Source organism: Cereibacter changlensis JA139, assembly GCF_003034985.1.
GTDB lineage: Bacteria > Pseudomonadota > Alphaproteobacteria > Rhodobacterales > Rhodobacteraceae > Cereibacter > Cereibacter changlensis.
This window is the reverse complement of sequence record NZ_PZKG01000001.1, coordinates 80,660-98,355: the sequence shown is the minus strand read 5'-3', so window position 1 is coordinate 98,355 and position 17,696 is coordinate 80,660. Positions and strand designations below refer to the sequence as shown.

At 69.5% G+C, this 17,696-nt stretch carries 12 protein-coding genes and 1 pseudogene; 9 read left to right on the top strand and 4 right to left on the bottom strand.

The window, feature by feature from the left end; translation table 11 throughout:
• Positions 1 to 21 precede the first annotated feature (21 nt).
• From C5F48_RS00460 to C5F48_RS00445, 4 genes are all read left to right on the top strand, one after another.
• The gene (locus C5F48_RS00460; RefSeq protein ID WP_107662001.1) at positions 22 to 2,178 is read left to right on the top strand and encodes a YjbH domain-containing protein; all 2,157 of its coding nucleotides are present in this window, start codon (positions 22 to 24) and stop codon (positions 2,176 to 2,178) included.
• Positions 2,175 to 2,831, top strand: coding sequence for a YjbF family lipoprotein (locus C5F48_RS00455; protein ID WP_245941241.1), 657 nt, complete (start codon positions 2,175 to 2,177; stop codon positions 2,829 to 2,831). The genes C5F48_RS00460 and C5F48_RS00455 overlap by 4 nt, the downstream gene beginning before the upstream one ends.
• A 78-nt stretch (positions 2,832 to 2,909) precedes the next feature.
• Entirely contained in the window at positions 2,910 to 3,161 is a 252-nt protein-coding gene (locus tag C5F48_RS00450; RefSeq protein WP_107661939.1) for a hypothetical protein, read from the top strand.
• Between the two features lie 88 nt (positions 3,162 to 3,249).
• Positions 3,250 to 4,086, top strand: a complete 837-nt coding sequence (locus tag C5F48_RS00445; protein WP_258186471.1) for a YihY/virulence factor BrkB family protein — start codon at positions 3,250 to 3,252, stop codon at positions 4,084 to 4,086.
• 7 nt (positions 4,087 to 4,093) lie between these two features.
• Here C5F48_RS00445 and C5F48_RS00440 read toward each other — a convergent pair whose 3' ends face one another.
• From C5F48_RS00440 to C5F48_RS00430, 3 genes are all read right to left on the bottom strand, one after another.
• Positions 4,094 to 7,933, bottom strand: coding sequence for a translocation/assembly module TamB domain-containing protein (locus C5F48_RS00440; protein WP_107661938.1), 3,840 nt, complete (start codon positions 7,931 to 7,933; stop codon positions 4,094 to 4,096).
• Positions 7,933 to 9,741, bottom strand: a complete 1,809-nt coding sequence (locus C5F48_RS00435) for an autotransporter assembly complex protein TamA (protein ID WP_107661937.1) — start codon at positions 9,739 to 9,741, stop codon at positions 7,933 to 7,935. Before C5F48_RS00435 ends, C5F48_RS00440 begins: the two co-directional genes overlap by 1 nt.
• Before the next feature lie 122 nt (positions 9,742 to 9,863).
• Positions 9,864 to 11,132, bottom strand: coding sequence for an ROK family transcriptional regulator (locus C5F48_RS00430; protein ID WP_107661936.1), 1,269 nt, complete (start codon positions 11,130 to 11,132; stop codon positions 9,864 to 9,866).
• A 213-nt stretch (positions 11,133 to 11,345) separates the two neighbouring features.
• Between C5F48_RS00430 and xylF the strand changes: the two genes are divergently transcribed.
• The 5 genes and pseudogenes from xylF (at position 11,346) to xylA (ending at position 17,341) form a co-directional block, all read left to right on the top strand.
• Positions 11,346 to 12,371, top strand: coding sequence for a D-xylose ABC transporter substrate-binding protein (xylF, locus tag C5F48_RS00425; protein WP_107661935.1), 1,026 nt, complete (start codon positions 11,346 to 11,348; stop codon positions 12,369 to 12,371).
• A gap of 105 nt (positions 12,372 to 12,476) precedes the next feature.
• A pseudogene (locus C5F48_RS00420) lies at positions 12,477 to 13,822 on the top strand (sugar ABC transporter permease).
• Between the two features lie 11 nt (positions 13,823 to 13,833).
• Positions 13,834 to 14,607 (top strand): ATP-binding cassette domain-containing protein, encoded by a 774-nt coding sequence (locus C5F48_RS00415; protein ID WP_107661934.1) that lies wholly within the window; start codon positions 13,834 to 13,836, stop codon positions 14,605 to 14,607.
• Positions 14,607 to 16,043, top strand: coding sequence for a xylulokinase (gene xylB, locus C5F48_RS00410; protein ID WP_107661933.1), 1,437 nt, complete (start codon positions 14,607 to 14,609; stop codon positions 16,041 to 16,043). Before C5F48_RS00415 ends, xylB begins: the two co-directional genes overlap by 1 nt.
• Positions 16,040 to 17,341 carry a xylose isomerase gene (gene xylA / locus C5F48_RS00405; RefSeq protein WP_107661932.1) on the top strand — a complete coding sequence of 434 codons (1,302 nt, stop codon included), beginning with the start codon at positions 16,040 to 16,042 and terminating at the stop codon, positions 17,339 to 17,341. Before xylB ends, xylA begins: the two co-directional genes overlap by 4 nt.
• Positions 17,342 to 17,394: 53 nt before the next feature.
• Here the strand turns inward: xylA and C5F48_RS00400 are convergent, their stop codons facing one another.
• Positions 17,395 to 17,574 carry a CsbD family protein gene (locus tag C5F48_RS00400; RefSeq protein ID WP_107661931.1) on the bottom strand — a complete coding sequence of 60 codons (180 nt, stop codon included), beginning with the start codon at positions 17,572 to 17,574 and terminating at the stop codon, positions 17,395 to 17,397.
• Between the last annotated feature and the right edge of the window lie 122 nt (positions 17,575 to 17,696).

The following is a 17,696-nucleotide window of genomic DNA, read 5'->3' as shown; positions in this document are numbered from 1 at the left end:
TACGAGTGCAACGAGGTGACGATGACCAATCCCCATTCGCCTTGGCCCGGCCTGCTGGCCGGCGTCGCCCTGCTCGCCGCGGTTCCCGGCGCGGCGCAGACCCGGCCGACGCTGAACTTCTACGGCGCCTCCGGGCTGATCGACATGCCCTCGGCCGAGGCGCAGCGCGACGGGGTGCTGACCGCCTCGACCAGCTTCTTCGGCGGCATCGGCCGCACCACGCTCGGCTTCCAGATCACGCCGCGGCTCTCGGCCAGCTTCCGCTACGCCGGCATCCGCGATTGGAACGCCACGCTGCCCGAGGCGGAGCGAACCGGTGTGAACGCCTTCGACACCTATTACGACCGCAGCTTCGACCTGCGCTACCAGATCCTCAGCGAGGGCCGCTATCGTCCGGCGCTCGCCGTCGGCCTGCAGGATTTCATCGGCACCGGCGTGCTCTCCGGCGAATACATCGTCGCCACCAAGCACCTGACGCGTGAACTCGCGCTGACCGCCGGCCTCGGCTGGGGCCGGCTGGGCAGCGAGGGCGACATCGGCCGCTTCGGCGACCGCCCGGCCTTCATCCCCGACAGCACCGGCGGCGAGATCAACGCCGACCAGTGGTTCCGCGGCCGCTACGCCCCCTTCGCCGGCATCGAATGGCAACCGTCGCAGCGCTGGGCGCTGAAGGCGGAATATTCCTCCGACGCCTACGAGGTGGAATCCGGCGCCCGCCGGGTGTTCGAGCACCGCAGCCCCTTCAACTTCGGCGTCGAGTACCGGCCCAACCCCGGGGTGCAGCTGGGGGTCTATTCCCTGCACGGCAGCGAGTTCGGCCTCGCCGTGCATTTCCTGATCGACCCGCGCGACCGCGCCTCGGTGGGCCTCGTCGATGACGCCCCGGTGCCGATCCGGCCGCGCCCGCCACGCGCGGCGAACCCGGGGGCATGGTCGCCGGATTGGGTCGGCCAGCCCGACGCCAACCGGCTGCTGCGCGGCAACATGCAGAAGGTGCTGACCGACAGCGGCATCCATATCGAGGCGCTGGCCCTCACCAGCGAGGCCGCCGAGCTGCGCATCCGCAACACCCGCCACGACGCCGAGGCCCAGGCCATCGGCCGCACCGCCCGCGCCATGGCCTGGGCGCTGCCCGCCTCGGTCGAGCGCTTCGAGATCGTGCCGGTGGTGAACGGCGTCCCGACCGCCCGCGTGGTGCTGCGCCGCGCCGATCTGGAGCGGCTGGAATTCGCGCCCGACGCGGCGACTGCCCTGCGCCCGCAGGTGGCGATCACCGAGGTCGGCCCGCCGCTGGCCCCGCTGCAGCCCGACCCCGCGCTCTATCCCGGCTTCAGCTGGTCACTCTCCCCCTACCTGCGCACCAGCCTGTTCGACCCCGAGGAACCGCTGCGCGCCGATCTCGGGCTGCGCCTGCGCGGCCAATACCGGGTCGCGCCGGGGCTGCTGCTGTCCGGCTCGGTCACGCAGAAGCTGGCCGGCAACATCGACGAGGCGCAGAGCTCATCGAACTCGGTGCTGCCGCATGTCCGCAGCGACACCGGGCGCTACAGCGCCGAGGGCGAGACCGCGCTGGAGCGGCTGACCGCCACCTGGTACGCCCGCCCCGCCGACGCGCTCTATTCCCGGGTGACGCTGGGCTATCTGGAGCGGATGTATGGCGGCGCCTCGGCCGAGCTGCTGTGGCGTCCGGTGAACAGCCGGCTCGCGCTGGGCGCCGAGGTGAACTACGCCCGCAAGCGCGGTTTCGACCAGCGCTTCGGCTTCCTCCGCGGCGATGCGGCCTATGATGTCGTCACCGGCCATGTCTCGGCATATTACGACTTCGGCGACGAGTTCACCGCCCAGCTCGACGTCGGCCGCTATCTGGCCGGCGATGTCGGCGCCACGCTGTCGCTCAGCCGGCAATTCGCCAATGGCTGGAAGATCGGCGCCTTCGCCACCAAGACGGATGTCTCGGCCGAGGACTTCGGCGAAGGCTCCTTCGACAAGGGCATCCGGCTGGAGATCCCGCTGACGGTGATCCTCGGCCAGCCGACGCGGCAGACCTCGGCCTACACGCTGCGGCCACTGACCCGCGACGGCGGCGCGCGGCTGGCGGTGGAGGGGCGGCTCTACGAGATGTTGCAGGATCATCAGGGCCGCGGGCTGGACCGGCAATGGGGGAGGTTCTGGAAATGAGGCTTCTGTTCCTGATCCCGTTGCTTCTGCTGGCCGGCTGCGGCTCGGACGAGCAATCCTCCGACCGGGTGCGGCTGCTGCGCGCCGCGCTGGGCGCGGTGACCGACCGCGACCAGAACCGACCGCTGCGCCCGGAAGAGATGGGTCTCACCCGCGCCGCGCTGGCCGGGATCACCACGCCCTTGGCCCTCGCCACGGTCGAAGCGACCGGCGCCTCGGCGCTGCTGGCGCCCTTCGGCAGCAATGGCGGCGTCACCACCTGGTCCTCCGCCGACCACAAGGCCCTGGCGCTGCACGACGGCGTGCTGCTGGCGACCCGCGGTCTCGGCCCCGACCTGATGTCTTCCGAGGCCCCGACCGCGGCGCAGATCGCCCGCGGAAGCGGCCAGCATGACCGGGTGCACTACCAGCTCGACGGGCTGGACCGGACGGTGCGGCTGCCCTACCGTTGCGCATTGGCAACGCGCGGCGAGAGAATGATCGAGGTCATCGGCAGGACCTACCGCACCACGCTGGTGGAAGAGCGCTGCGAAGGCCCCGGCGGGCGGTTCACCAACGAATTCTGGCTGGAAAACGGCGGGACCATCCGGCAATCCCGGCAGATTTTCGATCAAAAGCTTGGCAGAATCCTGCTGCAACGCATTGTCGATTGATTGGCCGGTGCGGCAGACTATCCTGGAAAGCGGCCCTGTGGTATCCAGAGCCAGTGATCAGTAACCTGGAGAAATGGTATGAAAAGACTTACTGCTTTCCTCGCCGCAACCGCCCTCACGGCCTCGGCCGCAGCCGCCCAGACCGTGCAGAACGTGGTCGTCGTCGATGCCCCGCCGCCGGCCGCCAGCGTCGCCGCCCCGGGGGGGATCGCCGGTGGCCTCGGCGCCGGGCTGACGCTCTCGGTCCTCGGGGCCGTGGCTCTGGTCGCCGTCGTCGCCGCGGCGAATGATGACAGCGATACCTCTTCGACCACGACGACCCCGAAATGATCGTATAGGGTCGCAACAGGCGTTCCTTCTGCAAGAAAGGCCCGCCTCACCGCGGGCCTTTTGATTCAGAACGAAGAGAGTTCAGACTTTGCAGCAGGAAAGCCGGTGGCGCAGCGGGTGGAAGTTTCTTCTCAAGCTCCTGGATCGAGTCGATTCGGCCGATCTGAACATGGCCGCCGCGGGGATCGCCTTCTTCTGCTTTCTCGCGATCTTCCCTGCCGTGGCGGCGGTTATCGCCATCTGGGGCTGGGCCTCCGACCCCGGCGTGATCCGCCAGCAGCTGGCGCTGGCGCAGGATTTCGTCCCGGTCGAGGCCTACAAGCTGATCTCCAACCAGGTGGAATCGCTGCTCGCGGCCAATACCCGGCACCTCGGCTGGGCCAGCGCGCTGTCGACCGGCATCGCGCTCTGGTCGGCGCGGGCCGGGGTGGCGGCGATGATCCGCGGCCTCAACTCCACCCATCGCCTGCCCAGCCGCGCCGGGCTCTGGGACATGGTGCGCGCCATCGTGCTGACCCTGACGCTGGTCGGCGTGGTGCTGGCGGCGATGCTGCTCAACGTGGTGGCGCCGCTGATCATCACCTTCCTGCCCTTGGGCCAGGCCACCGCCAAGGTGCTGGAGCTGGCCAATGTCGGGCTCGGCATGCTGCTGGTGGTCTTCGGCGTGGCGCTGGTCTACCGGCTGGGGCCGAACCGGCCCAAGGGCAGCCCGCGCCCGGTCATCACCCTCGGGCTCGGCGTCTCGGTGGTGCTCTGGGCGCTGGTGTCGCGCGGGCTGGTCTACTACCTCGCCAATTTCGCCAATTACAACGAGGTCTACGGCTCCATCGGCGCCGTGGTGGCGCTGATGCTCTGGCTCTATCTCAGCGCCTTCTCGGTGCTGCTGGGCGCGGCGGTGGACGCGGTGCGCGCCTCGCCGCAATGACCCCCGATCAGTAGTCCTTCTCGATGAACACCCCGAGGCTGGTGCCGCCGTCACCCCCGGCGCTGCCGCGCACCGTGACGTTGCGGGTCACGTCGAGGTTCAGGTTGATCTGGCTCTGGCCCTGCTGGCCCACCTCGATCTCGGTGTAGACATTCTCCGACAGGTATTTCCCGGCCCGCAGCGAGGCGTCGCCCTCGGCGTCGGTGACGATGTCCAGATCGTCGAGCCCGAAGCCCTCGCGCAGGTTGCCGACGATGCCCTGCCCGCCGCGCCCGGCCAGCGTCGCCACCGCCGAGGCCAGCTGCGCCGCCTGCAGCGCCGAGATCGAGGCCAGCCCGCGGCCGAAGAGCAGCCGCGACAGCACCTCTTCCTGCGGCAGTTCAGGCACCGAGGAGAAGCTGACCTCCGGCTCGTCCACCTGGCCCTGGATCACCACTGACGAGATGATGCCGTCGCTCTCGTTCGAGGCCACCACCCGGACATAGGGCACGAAATCGCCCTGCAGCTGCAGCAGCGCCTCGCTCAGCACCAGCCGCTTGCCGAGGATGTCGAGCCGGCCGCGGATCAGGTTGAAGGCGCCGGAGGGCACCACATTGGCGGTGGTGCCGCTGATCAGCAGCTCGCCGCCCAGCTCGGCATCCAGCCCGCGGCCGCGGATGAAGATCCGGTCCGGCGAGCTGATGGTCAGGTTCAGCCCGAAGGGCCGCCGCGCCGCGCCGCCGCCCCGGCTCGCGCCGGTGTCGATCAGCCGCGCCCGCGCCCGGGTCGCCCGCACCGGGGCCGGCTCGTTGACATGCTGCAGGTTGTCGAGGCCCGAGGCCCCGCCGAAGCCGGTCGAGGGGATGCGCAGCTCGGTCTCCTCCAGCTCGATCCGCCCGGCGATGGTGGCGCCGCCGCTCAACGGGCCGCTCAGGGTGATCGGGCCCGAGGCCGTGGTGGTGAACAGCTCCGGATCCTTCAGCACCATGCGCTGCACCCGGATGGTCAGATCGGACTCCAGCGGCGGCGTCAGCCCGATGCCGCCCGAGACCTCGAGCCGCCCGCCCTCGGTGCCGGCGGCGCTGGCGCTGATCTGCGCCCGCCCGCCCGACAGGTTGGCCGTGGCGGCCACATCGCTCAGCGCGATGGCCAGCGCCGGATCGGCGATCCGCCCGCCGCTGGTCGACACCGTGCCGGAGAGCGACCCCAGCGCCAGCGGCCCGTTCAGCCGCAGGTCAAGGTTCAGCGGTCCGGTCACCGTGCGCGGCGCGATGAAGGCATTGGCCAGCGCCGCCTGCGCCGAGCCGGCGATCGCGAGGTTGGCCGTCGACAGGTTCGAGGCCAGCGTGCCGGTCGTGCGCAGGTTGATCCCGCCCGGCCCCTGCGCCTGCAGGTTCAGCCGGTAGCTGCCGCCGCTCTCCTCCGCCGTGCCGTTCAGCGTCAGCGCGCCGGGGAATTGCGGCACGACCAGCGCCAGATTGGCCAGCCGCGCCTCCAGCGCCAGTTGCCGCACCGCGCCGGCCACCGACCCGGTGGCGTCGACGGTGAGTTGCGGGTTGTTCAGCCGCGCCCGGTCGATCTTCAGCGCGCCATCCTCCAGCCGCATCGCCAGCGACAGGGCGCTCTGCCCGGCCAGCAGCGCGTCGGCCTGCTGACTGCCGATCGCCAGCCGGTTGCCCGTCGCCTCGGCGGTGATCGTGGCGTTCTGCGGCGTGCCGGCGAAGCGCGCCGTGGCCTCCAGCGCGCCGCGATAGCCCGCGCCGAGCACCGACAGGTCGGGGAAGGCCAGCTCCGCCGAAACGTCGCTGCCCTCGGTCGCCAGCCGCCCGTCGGCGGTCAGCCGCAGGTTGGCGGCGTTCACCGCCAGCTCTCGCAGCTCCAGCGCGCCCTCGTCCAGACTGCCGGTCAGCCGCAGCGTCGACTCGCCGCGCAGCAGGGCGTCGGCCTGCGGCTGGCCGATGGCCAGTCCATTGCCCTTCGCCTCGAAGCTGACCTGCCCCGCCTCCGGCGTGCCGCTGAACCGGGCCTGCCCTTCCAGACTGCCGGCATAGCTATCGCCCAGCACCGACAGGTCGCGGAAGGCCAGCGTGGCGCTCAGGTCGCTGCCGCCGCTCGCCACCGTGCCCGAGGCCTGCGCCAGAAGCGTGCTGGCCCGGATCTCCAGCGCGCGCAGCGTGGTGCCGTTGGTGTCGCGCAGCACCGAGAAATCCACCTCCGACGCGCCGCGCAGCAGCCCGTCGAGTTCCGACTGACCAATGGCGAGGTCGTTACCCGCCACCGTGCCCTCGGCGTCGATAGCGCCGCCGAGCAGCGCATAGCTGCCGGTCAGGCTGGCCGTGCCGCTGCCGGCCAAGGGCCGCCCGGCCAGACCGGAAAACCGCGCCAGCTCCGCAAAGCGCAGGTCGCCGCGGCCATAGACCGTCAGCCCGCTGTCCAGCCCCTCCAGCCGCAGCCCGGCGGTCAGCCCGTAATCCTCGCCCTCCAGCGTCAGCCGCGGCAGCCGCAGCCCGTCGCCGCCCTCGCTCCAGAAGAAGGTGGCGCTGCCCTCCAGCTGCGGCCCCAGCGCCGTCGCCAGATCGGCATTGGCCGGGCTCAGCCCTTCCGCGCCATAGTTCAGCGTGCCGCCGACCACGGCCTTGCCCTCGCGCCGGTTGATCCGCCCCGACCCGTCGAGGGTGAAGCGGTCGGCGGCGAAATCCGGGCGGTCCAGCCCGACGACCCGCACATCCGCCTTCCAGCCGGCATCCTGCTGCGAGTCGTAGCTCACCACCAGATCGGCGCTGGTCAGCCGGGTCTCGGGCCCGCTGCCCAGCGGCAGCAGCACCGGCGAGCCATCCTCCAGCGCGATCCGCCCGGTCAGGTCGATGCGTTCCGGCAGCCCGTCCGAGGCGAGGACCAGCTGGCCGTCCAGCGTCAGCGCCCGGGTCTGCACCGCCAGCTGGCTCAGGTCGAGCCGGCCATCCGCCGCGCGTTCGCCGGTCACCGCCAGCCGCACGTCGGGGCCGAAGAACTCGGCGTATTCCGGCAGGAACAGCGGCGCCACGTCGCCGCCCAGCTCGGCGGTGAAGCTGCGGCCGCTCGTGGCGTTGCCCTGCAGCGTCACCTGTCCGGCCAGCCGGTCGGTCCCGCCGGTCGCCAGCCGGATGTCGGCGGCATAGTTCTCGATCGGACCGGAGCCCGCGATGGTCAGGTCGACCGCCGGAGCGCCCGGCAGGTCAAGCAGCGTCGCGGCGATGCCGCCCTCGTCCTCGGTCACGTCGAGGTCCAGCACCAGCTGCCGCGTCTCGTTGGAATAGCTGGCGTTCAGCGCCAGACTGCCCTCCGCGCCGTCATCCGTCCGGTTGGCGGTCAGCGTCACGCCGCCCTCGCCGCCGTCCAGCACCACCTTGGCCTCCAGCGAGGCGGTCAGCGGGCTGCCGATCACCCCGGCCCCCAGCTCCAGCCGCTCGGCAGCCAACCGGCCGATCTCGATCGAGACCGGCAGCTCGGGCAGCGAGAATTCGGTCGCCTCGGGCGAGGGCAGATCTTCCCCCTCGGTCACCGGGCGGCGCGCGACGATGATCTCGCCGGCGGTCAGCTCGGTCACCGACAGCCGGCCGCGCAGCAGGGCGCTGCGGCTCCAGTCCAGCGACAGGTCGCGCAGCGTCAGCCAGATGCCCTCGCCGTCGGCGAAGGTCATCTCGGCGATGGTCGCCCGCGACGACAGAGCCCCGGCGAAGCCGGTGATCGTCACCTCGCGTCCGGCGCTGGACAGGTTGTCCTCGAGGAAACCGGTCAGGAAGCCGCGGTCCGCCTCCTCGGTCTGGGCGGGGGCGGCGACAGGGGCCAAGGGGATCAGAAGCCAGAGCAGGAAGACGAGATTGCGCATCAGAAGGATTGTCCTATGCCGACATAGATCTGCACCCCGTCGCCGGTGTCGCCCGAGACCGGGGTGGCGACGTCGACGCGGATCGGGCCGAAGCCGGTGTCATAGCGCAGACCCAGACCGGCCCCCGCGTGGAAGTCGTCGCCCGAGGAGTCGACGCCCGAAGCCGAGACATAGCCCGCGTCGACGAAGCCGACGACGCCGATCTTCTTGGTCACGCCGACCCGCGCCTCCAGCGACAGGGCGGCGAATTCGGTGCCGCCGATCTTGTAATCCTCATCCGCCGGGTCGGGCCGCACGCCCAGCGACTGGTAGGGCTGGCCCCGCACCGTGCCGCCGCCGCCCGAATAGAACAGCAGGTCACGCGGCGTGGCGTAGAGGTCCGAGCCGAACACCGCCCCGGCCTGCGCCCGTCCGGCGAAGGTCACCCGCCGCTCCTCGCCGAAGCTGCGATAGGCCCGCGCGTCCAGCTTCAGCTGCCCGCCGGAATCGGTGTCGCCGAAGCCGACGAAGGGCGTCAGCATCGCGTCGACGTAATGGCCCTCCGTCGCATCCAGATCCTCGTCGCGGGTGTTCCAGATCACGCCCAGCGGCAGTCGCAGCGTGCGGTAGATATAGGCGCCGGTGTCGTCGGTCACGTCGGAATAGCTGTAGTCCACCCCGACCGAGGCGCTCAGCTGCTGGCTGAAGATATGCGAGAAGGTCGCGCCGATGGCCGAGGTGTTGGAGAGGTAATCTTCCTCGTCCAGACGGGCCGCGTCGATATGGAAGCTCAGCGTGGTGTCCGCTGTCAGCGTCGCCGGACGGTCCAGCGTCACGCCGAGAACGTAGTCCACGCCGCTGTTGCTGGCGCCCAGATTGGCGACCTCGCCCGACACGGTCAGCCGCTCGGCTCCGCCCAGAAGGTTGCGGTGCATCCACAGGGCGCTCAGCGTCGCACCCTCGGCGCTGGAGATCTCGGCTCCGAGGCTGTAGCGCCGGGTCTTCTCCTCGACCAGCGTCGCGGTGATGCCCAGCAGGTCGGGCGACGTCACCCGCTCGTCCTCTTCCAGCGTCACCGAGCGGAACACCCCGGTGCGGCGCAGCCGCTCGGCGCTGCGCTCCAGCTCCTCCGGATCGTAGGTCTCGCCCTCCGGCAGCCCGGCGATCTTGCGGGTGCGCCGCTCGCTCATCCGGTCGATACCCTTGATCGCCAGCCGGCCGAAGCGCAGCCGCGGTCCGGGGTTCAGGCCGATGTCGGCGTTCAGCACCCGCCGCGCATGGTCGGCGACGATGTTCTCGGAACTGGTGGCGACCTTGGCGAAGCCGACGCCGCGCCAGCCGTTCACCGCCGCGCTCACCGCCGACCGGATCAGCCCGCTTTCGGCGGGCCGGCCGGCGGCGAAGCCTTCGGGCAGTTCGGTCCCGGGGGCCAGCGGCGCGATCCTTGCTGCGCCGAAGACGAAGGCCGGGCCGGGATCAACTCGCACCTCGATCCGCCGGATCGTCGCCGGCGCATTCAGCGGCGCGATGCCCGCCGCCTCGCGCCCGTCGATCAGCACGCTCACCACCGGAGAGTAGTAGCCGAGCCCGTAGGCCGCGGCGACCAGCCGGGCATATTCGGACCGCGCCGCGCCGTAGAGATCCTGCGCCTCGGTCTCTCCCTCGCTCTCCGCCGCCAGCAGCAGCGACGCGCGCCGCAGCGTGTCTTCCAGATCGTCATTGCCGCCTGACACCTGGAACGCCAGCGTTTCCAGAGCCTGGGCCGACGGCGTTGCGATGCAGGCGGCGGCCAAGGCGATCCCCAGTGATGTCAAACGAAACCGAGCCACGCATTTCCCCCGAAAATTCCATCTAAACTATCGCAGGTTGCCCTGCCTGCGGCAATGCACGCTCCCGACAGGAGCCTGCCCGCGAAGGGTAACAGGCATGTTCCCGCGCTGTTCCGGGAATTTCAGGCGGTGGCGGCAATCTCGCGCGGCTGTGTCAACAATCCCTCACTCACCGCCGAAAGCGCCAGCGCCGCCGCCCCCTGCGCCCAGAGCATCTCGCCCCAGGCATGGGTCTCGATCGCCGGCAGCGGCCGCCCGGTGTCCAGCACCAGCGCCTGCATCTCGGCCAGGGTCTCGGCGGCATAGAGGTAGTCGAAGCGTAGCCGCGCGCCGGCGAGGATGATCAGCGCCGGGTCGAACAGGTTCACCACATTGGCCAGCCCGACCGCCAGATAGCGCCCGGCCCGGCGGAAGATCGACCGCGCCGACTGGTTGCCGGCCTTGGCATGGTCGTAAAGGCTCTCCAGCAGCACGATCATCGACTGCCCGTCCTTGTGCGTCCAGTTCAGCGCCGTGGTCGCTTCCCGCGCCAGCGCGTAATCGGCGACATAGGCCTCCAGACAGCCGCGCTGGCCGCAGCGGCACAGCGCGCCGTCGAGCTGCACCTTGGTATGCCCCAACTCCATGCCGATGCCGCGGGCCCCGCGGTAGATCCGGTGGTTCAACACCATCCCGAGCCCCAGCCCGTGCTCGATGGTCACCACCGCGAAATCCGACAGCCCGCGCCCGGCGCCGAACCACAGCTCGGCCATGGCGCAGAGGTTGGCGTCGTTGTCGATCTGCACCGGCAGCCCCAGCCGGGCCGTGGCCAGCGCCGCCAGCGGCACCGCGCGTTCGGCGAGGATCGACGACCACAGCACCTGCCCCGAGGCGGTGTCGATGTAACCCGGCAGCCCGACGCCCACTGCCGACAGGTCGCCCCGCGTCATCCCGGCCTTCGCCGCCACCCTGTCCACCAGCGTCTCGATCACCGAGACCACCTCGGCCGGCGACAGCGCCACCGGCCGCCGCTCCTCATGGTGGCGGGCGAGGATAGTTCCCCCGAAATCCACGACCACCGCCGAGATGTCGCGGTCCGACACCTTCAGACCCACCACATGATGCGCCGCTGCCCGCACCCCCAAGGCCACCGCCGGCCGCCCGCGCCCGGTCTCGCCCTCGCGCGTGGCCGCGACCTCCTCGATCAGCCCGGCCTCGATCAGCTCGGAGGTGATGGTCGTGACCGAAGCGGGACTCACCCCCAGATCCTTGGCCACCTGCACCCGCGCGATCAGCCCGGCTGCGCGCACGCGCTCGAACACCTGCTGGCGCAAGGGGCGCAGCGTGTCCGACAGCGGCGGGATCAGCGGGCCGCAGCCGGTCTTCTGGCTCGCCGGCGTCGGGCGTTTCATTTCTTCGGTCTCCAAACTAAACAGGCCGGCAATCCTCTGCCTGACGCGCAGGATTTGCCGCATCGCAGCGTAACTAGCCGCATTTTCGGTGCCTGCCCAGCTTCTCTTAACAGTTTTATTTTGACAACTGAAATTATTCTCGGCATTTTCCGGCCGTACCGACGAATCCGTCGGACCGGCCATTCGCTGGCCGCATCCATAGGGAGGATAAACATGCGCAACCCCATTCTGGCCGCCGTCATCGCGGTCGCCGGCTTCACCCCCGCCGCCTATGCCCAGAACCTGACCGTCGGCGTCTCCTGGTCCAACTTCCAGGAAGAGCGCTGGAAGACCGACGAGGGCGCGATCAAGGCCGCGCTGGAAGCCGCCGGCGCCACCTATGTCTCCGCCGATGCGCAGTCTTCCTCCGCGAAGCAGCTGTCCGACGTCGAGTCGTTGATGGCGCAGGGCGTGGACGCGCTGATCATCCTGGCCCAGGACACCGCCGCCATCGGGCCGGCCGTGCAGGCCGCCGCCGACAACGACATTCCGGTGGTCGCCTATGACCGCCTGATCGAAGACCCGCGCGCCTTCTACCTGACCTTCGACAACGTCGAGGTTGGCCGGATGCAGGCCCGCGCCGTGCTCGAGGCCGCGCCGAAGGGCAACTACGTCATGATCAAGGGCTCGAACACCGACCCGAACGCCGACTTCCTGCGCGGCGGCCAGCAGGAAGTGCTGCAGGCGGCGATCGACTCCGGCGACATCAAGATCGTCGGCGAGGCCTACACCGACGGCTGGCTCCCGGCCAACGCGCAGCGCAACATGGAACAGATCCTGACCGAGAACGCCAACGACGTCGACGCCGTGGTCGCCTCGAATGACGGCACCGCCGGCGGCGCCGTCGCCGCGCTCACCGCGCAGGGCCTCTCGGGCATCCCGGTCTCGGGCCAGGACGGCGACCATGCCGCGCTGAACCGCATCGCCGCGGGCACGCAGACCGTCTCGGTCTGGAAGGACGCGCGCGAGCTCGGCAAGAACGCCGCGGAAATCGCGCTGGCCCTGGCCGGCGGCGCCGCGCCGGAAGAGATCGCGAACGCCACCAAGTTCACCACCCCCGGCGGCAACGAGATGAACTCGGTCTTCCTGACCCCGATCCCGGTGACCAAGGAAAACCTGTCGCTGGTCGTCGACGCGGGCTGGATCACCAAGGAAGCGCTCTGCCAGGGCGTGACCGGCGGCCCGGCCCCCTGCAACTGATCCGCGCCTGATCAGACACCGCGCCCCGGCTGACCGGCCGGGGCGTCCGTCCACCCGTGCGGTCCTTTCCGGACCCCGGACCCTCGTCCCATCGAAGGACCTGACATGACACAGGCAGCCTCCTCCTCCCACACCCCGCAGACCGAGCAGAAGCGAGGCATCTTCCAGACGCTGGAGATCGACACCCGGCTTCTCGGCATGGTCGGCGCCTTCGTGGTGATCTGCCTCGCCTTCCAGGCCTGGACCGGCATCCGCGCCCTTCCGAGCTTCAGCTGGAACCCGCTGGAATGGCTCGGCGCCGGCCGCTTCCTCGTGCCGCAGAACACCTTCAACATCGCGATCCAGACCGTTTCGGTCGCGATCATGGCGGCGGGGATGGTCTTCGTCATCGTCACCCGCCACATCGACCTTTCCGTCGGCTCGATCCTCGCGCTCTGCTCCGCCGTCATGGCCGTGACGCAGACCCAGATCCTGCCGCAGACCCTCGGCCTTGGGCTGGAGCATCCGCTCACCGCGCCGATCGCGGTCATCGTCGGCATCCTCACCGGCATGATGGTCGGCGGCTTCCAGGGCTGGCTGATCGGCTACCAGAAGATCCCGAGCTTCATCGTCACCCTCGGCGGCCTTCTGGTCTGGAGCCGCGTCGCCTATTTCGTGGCGGGTGGCCAGACCATCGGGCCGCTGGACAGCACCTTCCTGATGCTGGGCGGCACCAACGGCACCATCGGCACCACCGCCTCCTGGGTGATCGGCGCCATCGCCGCCTGGCCGCGATCTACGGCATCTGGAACGCGCGGCGGCAGAAGGCCGGCCATGGCTTCCCGGTGAAGCCGGTCTGGGCCGAGGTCGTGATGAGCCTCATCGCCACCGGGCTGATCTTCGGCTTCGTCGCCATCCTCAACTCCAACCTGATCCCGCCGGGCCGCCTGCGCCGCATGTTCGAAGAAAGCGGCACGGTCATGCCCGAAGGCTACACCGAGGCCTATGGCATCCCGATCTCGGTGCTGATCCTGATCGCCGTCACGCTAGTGCTCACCGTCATGGCCACCCGCACCCGTCTGGGCCGCTACATCTTCGCCACCGGCGGCAACCCCGACGCGGCCGAACTCTCCGGCATCAACACCAAGCGGCTGACCGTGAAGATCTTCGCCCTGATGGGCGGTCTCTGCGGCCTCTCCGCCGCCGTCGCCTCGGCGCGCCTGTCGAACCACTCGCTCGACATCGGCACGCTGGACGAGCTGCGCGTGATCGCCGCGGCGGTCATCGGCGGCACGGCCCTCGCGGGCGGCATCGGCACCGTCTACGGCGCGATCCTCGGCGCCGTGATCATGCAGAGCCTGCAATCGGGCATGGCGATGGTCGGGGTCGATGCGCCCTTCCAGAACATCGTCGTCGGCACCGTCCTCGTCCTCGCCGTCTGGATCGACATCCAGTACCGCAAACGCACCTAAGGAGCGCCATCATGACCCAGAAGGGAACCCCGCTGGTCGAGCTGCGCGACATCTCGATCTCCTTCGGCGGCATCAAGGCGGTCGATCACGTCTCGGTCGATCTCTACCCCGGCGAAGTGGTCGGCCTGCTCGGCCACAACGGCGCGGGCAAGTCGACGCTGATCAAATGCCTGTCGGGCGCCTACAAGGCGGATACCGGCAGCATCCTGATCGAGGGCAAGAAGGTCGACATCAACAACCCCCGCGACGCCCGCGCCCATAATGTCGAGACGATCTACCAGACCCTCGCTCTGGCCGACAATCTCGACGCCGCCTCCAACCTCTTCCTCGGCCGCGAGCTGGTGACGCCGCTCGGCTTCGTCGACGACGCGCGGATGGAGGCCGAGACGCGCAAGATCATGGGTCGGCTGAACCCGAACTTCCGCAAGTTCAACGTCCCGGTCTCGGCGCTCTCCGGCGGTCAGCGCCAGTCGGTCGCCATCGCCCGCGCCGTCTACTTCAACGCCAAGATCCTGATCATGGACGAACCCACCGCCGCCCTCGGCCCGCACGAGACGCAGATGGTGTCCGAACTGATCCAGGAGCTGAAGCGTCAGGGCCTCGGCATCTTCCTGATCGAGCATGACATCCACAACGTCATGAAGCTCTGCGACCGCGCCTCGGTGATGAAGAACGGCCAGCTGGTCGGCACCGTCAAGGTGGACGAGGTGACCGATGACGACATCCTCGGCATGATCATCCTCGGCAAGCAACCTACCCCCCGCACGGCGGAGAAAGCTCTCTGATGTATATCGGTCTTGATCTCGGGACCTCCGGCCTCAAGGGCGTGCTGATCGACGACGATCAGCGCGTCCTGGCCGAGGCCGTCGCCCCGCTCACCGTCAGCCGCCCGCAGGAGGGCTGGTCGGAACAGTCGCCCGCCCATTGGATCGCCGCCGCCGAGGCGGTGATGGACCAGCTCGCCACGCATGGCCTCTCCGCCGTGCGCGGCATCGGCCTCTCCGGACAGATGCACGGCGCGACCCTGCTCGATTCCGCCGACGAGGTGCTCAGGCCCTGCATCCTCTGGAACGACACCCGCAGCTTCGAGGAAGCGGCGGAGCTGGATGCCGATCCGCAATTCCGCCGTCTCACCGGCAACATCGTCTTCCCGGGCTTCACCGCGCCGAAACTCCTCTGGGTGCAGGCGCATGAGCGCGCGATCCGCGACCGCGTCGCCAAGGTGCTGCTGCCGAAGGACTATCTCCGGCTCTGGCTGACGGGCGAGCATGTGGCCGAGATGTCGGATGCCGCGGGCACCAGCTGGCTCGACGTCGGCGCCCGCGACTGGTCGGACGATCTCCTGACCGCCACCGGCCTCGACCGCAGCCACATGCCCCGGCTCGTCGAGGGCTCCGAAGTCTCGGGCGAGCTGCGCCCCGCCCTCTCCACTCGCTGGGGCCTGCCCGCGGGCGTGGTCGTGGCGGGCGGCGGCGGTGACAATGCCGCTTCGGCGGTCGGCGTCGGCGTGGTCCGCGCCGGCGAGGCCTTCGTCTCGCTCGGCACCTCGGGCGTGCTCTTTGCAGCCAACGATGGCTACCAGCCCGCGCCGGACACCGCCGTCCACACCTTCTGCCACGCCCTGCCGAACGCATGGCACCAGATGGGCGTGATCCTCGCCGCCACCGACGCGCTCAACTGGTATGCCCGCCTCGTCGGCCAGAGCGCCTCGGCCCTCACCGCCAGCCTCGGCCCGCTGCACGCGCCCGGCAAGACCCAGTTCCTGCCCTATCTCGGCGGCGAGCGGACGCCCCTGAACGACGCCGCCATCCGCGGCGCCTTCACCGGGCTGGAACATGCCACCGATCAGGCTGCCGGCACCCGCGCCGTGCTGGAGGGCGTCACCTTCGCCATCCGCGACTGCCGCGACGCCCTGGCCGCCACCGGAACGAAGCTCGAGAACCTGATCGCCGTCGGCGGCGGTTCCCGCTCCGACTACTGGCTGCAAGCCATCGCCACCGCGCTCGACCTGCCGGTGCATCTGCCCGCCGCGGGCGATTTCGGCGGCGCCTTCGGGGCCGCGCGCCTCGCCCTCATGGCCGCCAACGGCGCCGGGGCCGAGATCGCCACCCTGCCGCCCATCGCCCGCACCATCCAACCCGACCGCAGCCTCACCGCTGCCTTCGACCACGGCCACGCCCGCTACCGCGCGGCCCAGACCGCCATCAGGAGCCTCTCATGACCGACTATTTCGCCAATATCCCCGCCATCAAATACGAGGGCGAAGGCTCCACCAACGAGTTCGCCTTCCGCTACTACAACCCCGACGAGGTGATCCTCGGCAAGCGCATGGAAGACCACCTGCGCTTCGCCATCGCCTGGTGGCACAGCTTCGCCTACACCGGCGGCGACCCCTTCGGCGGCCAGACCTATGAGCGCCCGTGGTTCGGCGACAGCATCGAAGCCGCCAAGATGAAGGCCGACGTCGCCTTCGAGATGTTCGACATCCTCGGCGCGCCCTTCTTCTGCTTCCACGACGCCGACATCCGCCCCGAGGGCAAGACCTTCGCGGAAACCACGAAGAACCTCGAAACCATCGTCGACCACATCGGTCAGCGCATGGAAAGCTCGAAGACCAAGCTCCTCTGGGGCACCGCCAACCTCTTCTCGCACCGCCGCTTCATGGCCGGGGCCGCGACGAACCCCGACCCGGAGATCTTCGCCTATTCCGCCGCCACGGTGAAAACCTGCATGGACGCCACGCTGAAGCTCGGCGGTGCGAACTACGTGCTCTGGGGCGGCCGCGAGGGCTACGAGACGCTCCTGAACACCGACCTCACCCGCGAGTCCGAGAACGCCGGGCGCTTCCTGCAGATGGTCGTCGACTACAAGTACAAGATCGGCTTCAAGGGCACGATCCTGATCGAGCCGAAGCCGCAGGAGCCGACCAAGCACCAGTATGACTTCGACGTGGCCACCGTCTACGGCTTCCTCAAGCGCTTCGGCCTCGAGAACGAGGTCAAGGTGAACATCGAGCAGGGCCATGCCATCCTTGCCGGTCACAGCTTCGAGCACGAGCTGGCGCTGGCCGCGAGCCTCGGCATCCTCGGCTCCATCGACATGAACCGCAACGACTACCAGTCCGGCTGGGATACCGACCAGTTCCCGAACAACCACGGCGAGATGGCCCTGGCCTTCTACGAAGTGCTGAAGTCGGGCGGCTTCACCAACGGCGGCACCAACTTCGACGCCCGCCTGCGCCGCCAGAGCCTCGATGCCGAAGACCTGATCCTCGCCCATGTCGGCGGCATGGACACCTGCGCCCGCGCGCTGAAATCGGCGGCGAAGCTGCTGGAAGACGGCGCGCTCGAAAAGGCTCGCGCCGACCGCTATGCGGGCTGGGAGACGCCGGAGGCCAAGGCCATGCTCGGCTCCTCGCTCGACGACATCTATGCCGATGTCGTGGCGAAGAACCTCGACCCGCAGCCGGTCTCCGGTCGGCAGGAGCGGCTCGAGAACCTCTGGAACCGCTTCCTCTGAAACGCGAAAGGCCCGGACAACTGTCCGGGCCTCTCCGCTAACCTGTCAGGGGCTCACTTCCCCTTGATCGCATCCTTGATGCCGCCAACGGCGTTCTGCACCTTGCCTTCGGCCTGATCGGACTTGCCGTCGGCCTGAAGTTTGGAGTCCCCGGTCACCTTCCCGGCAGCTTCCTTGATCTTGCCGCCAATGTTCTTGGCCGAGCCTTCAACACGATCGTTATCAACAGCCATGATGGTCTCCTTTGCTTGTGCAGGATCAACGCCTCGCCGCTGACCGGGTTCCTGTCACCTCTGCGTGACCCCCTGCCTGATCCCCGCAGCCTTGGCAGGCCCGCCGAACGCCCTATCACTGA

Excerpts from the sequence above, each read along its gene's own strand:
- C5F48_RS00460 (WP_107662001.1), top strand. The coding sequence starts at position 22 with ATGACCAATCCCCATTCGCCTTGGCCCGGCCTGCTGGCCGGCGTCGCC.
- C5F48_RS00455 (WP_245941241.1), top strand. The coding sequence starts at position 2,175 with ATGAGGCTTCTGTTCCTGATCCCGTTGCTTCTGCTGGCCGGCTGCGGC.
- C5F48_RS00450 (WP_107661939.1), top strand. The coding sequence starts at position 2,910 with ATGAAAAGACTTACTGCTTTCCTCGCCGCAACCGCCCTCACGGCCTCG.
- C5F48_RS00440 (WP_107661938.1), bottom strand. The coding sequence starts at position 7,933 with ATGCGCAATCTCGTCTTCCTGCTCTGGCTTCTGATCCCCTTGGCCCCT.
- C5F48_RS00430 (WP_107661936.1), bottom strand. The coding sequence starts at position 11,132 with ATGAAACGCCCGACGCCGGCGAGCCAGAAGACCGGCTGCGGCCCGCTG.
- xylF (WP_107661935.1), top strand. The coding sequence starts at position 11,346 with ATGCGCAACCCCATTCTGGCCGCCGTCATCGCGGTCGCCGGCTTCACC.
- C5F48_RS00415 (WP_107661934.1), top strand. The coding sequence starts at position 13,834 with ATGACCCAGAAGGGAACCCCGCTGGTCGAGCTGCGCGACATCTCGATC.
- xylB (WP_107661933.1), top strand. The coding sequence starts at position 14,607 with ATGTATATCGGTCTTGATCTCGGGACCTCCGGCCTCAAGGGCGTGCTG.
- xylA (WP_107661932.1), top strand. The coding sequence starts at position 16,040 with ATGACCGACTATTTCGCCAATATCCCCGCCATCAAATACGAGGGCGAA.
- C5F48_RS00400 (WP_107661931.1), bottom strand. The coding sequence starts at position 17,574 with ATGGCTGTTGATAACGATCGTGTTGAAGGCTCGGCCAAGAACATTGGC.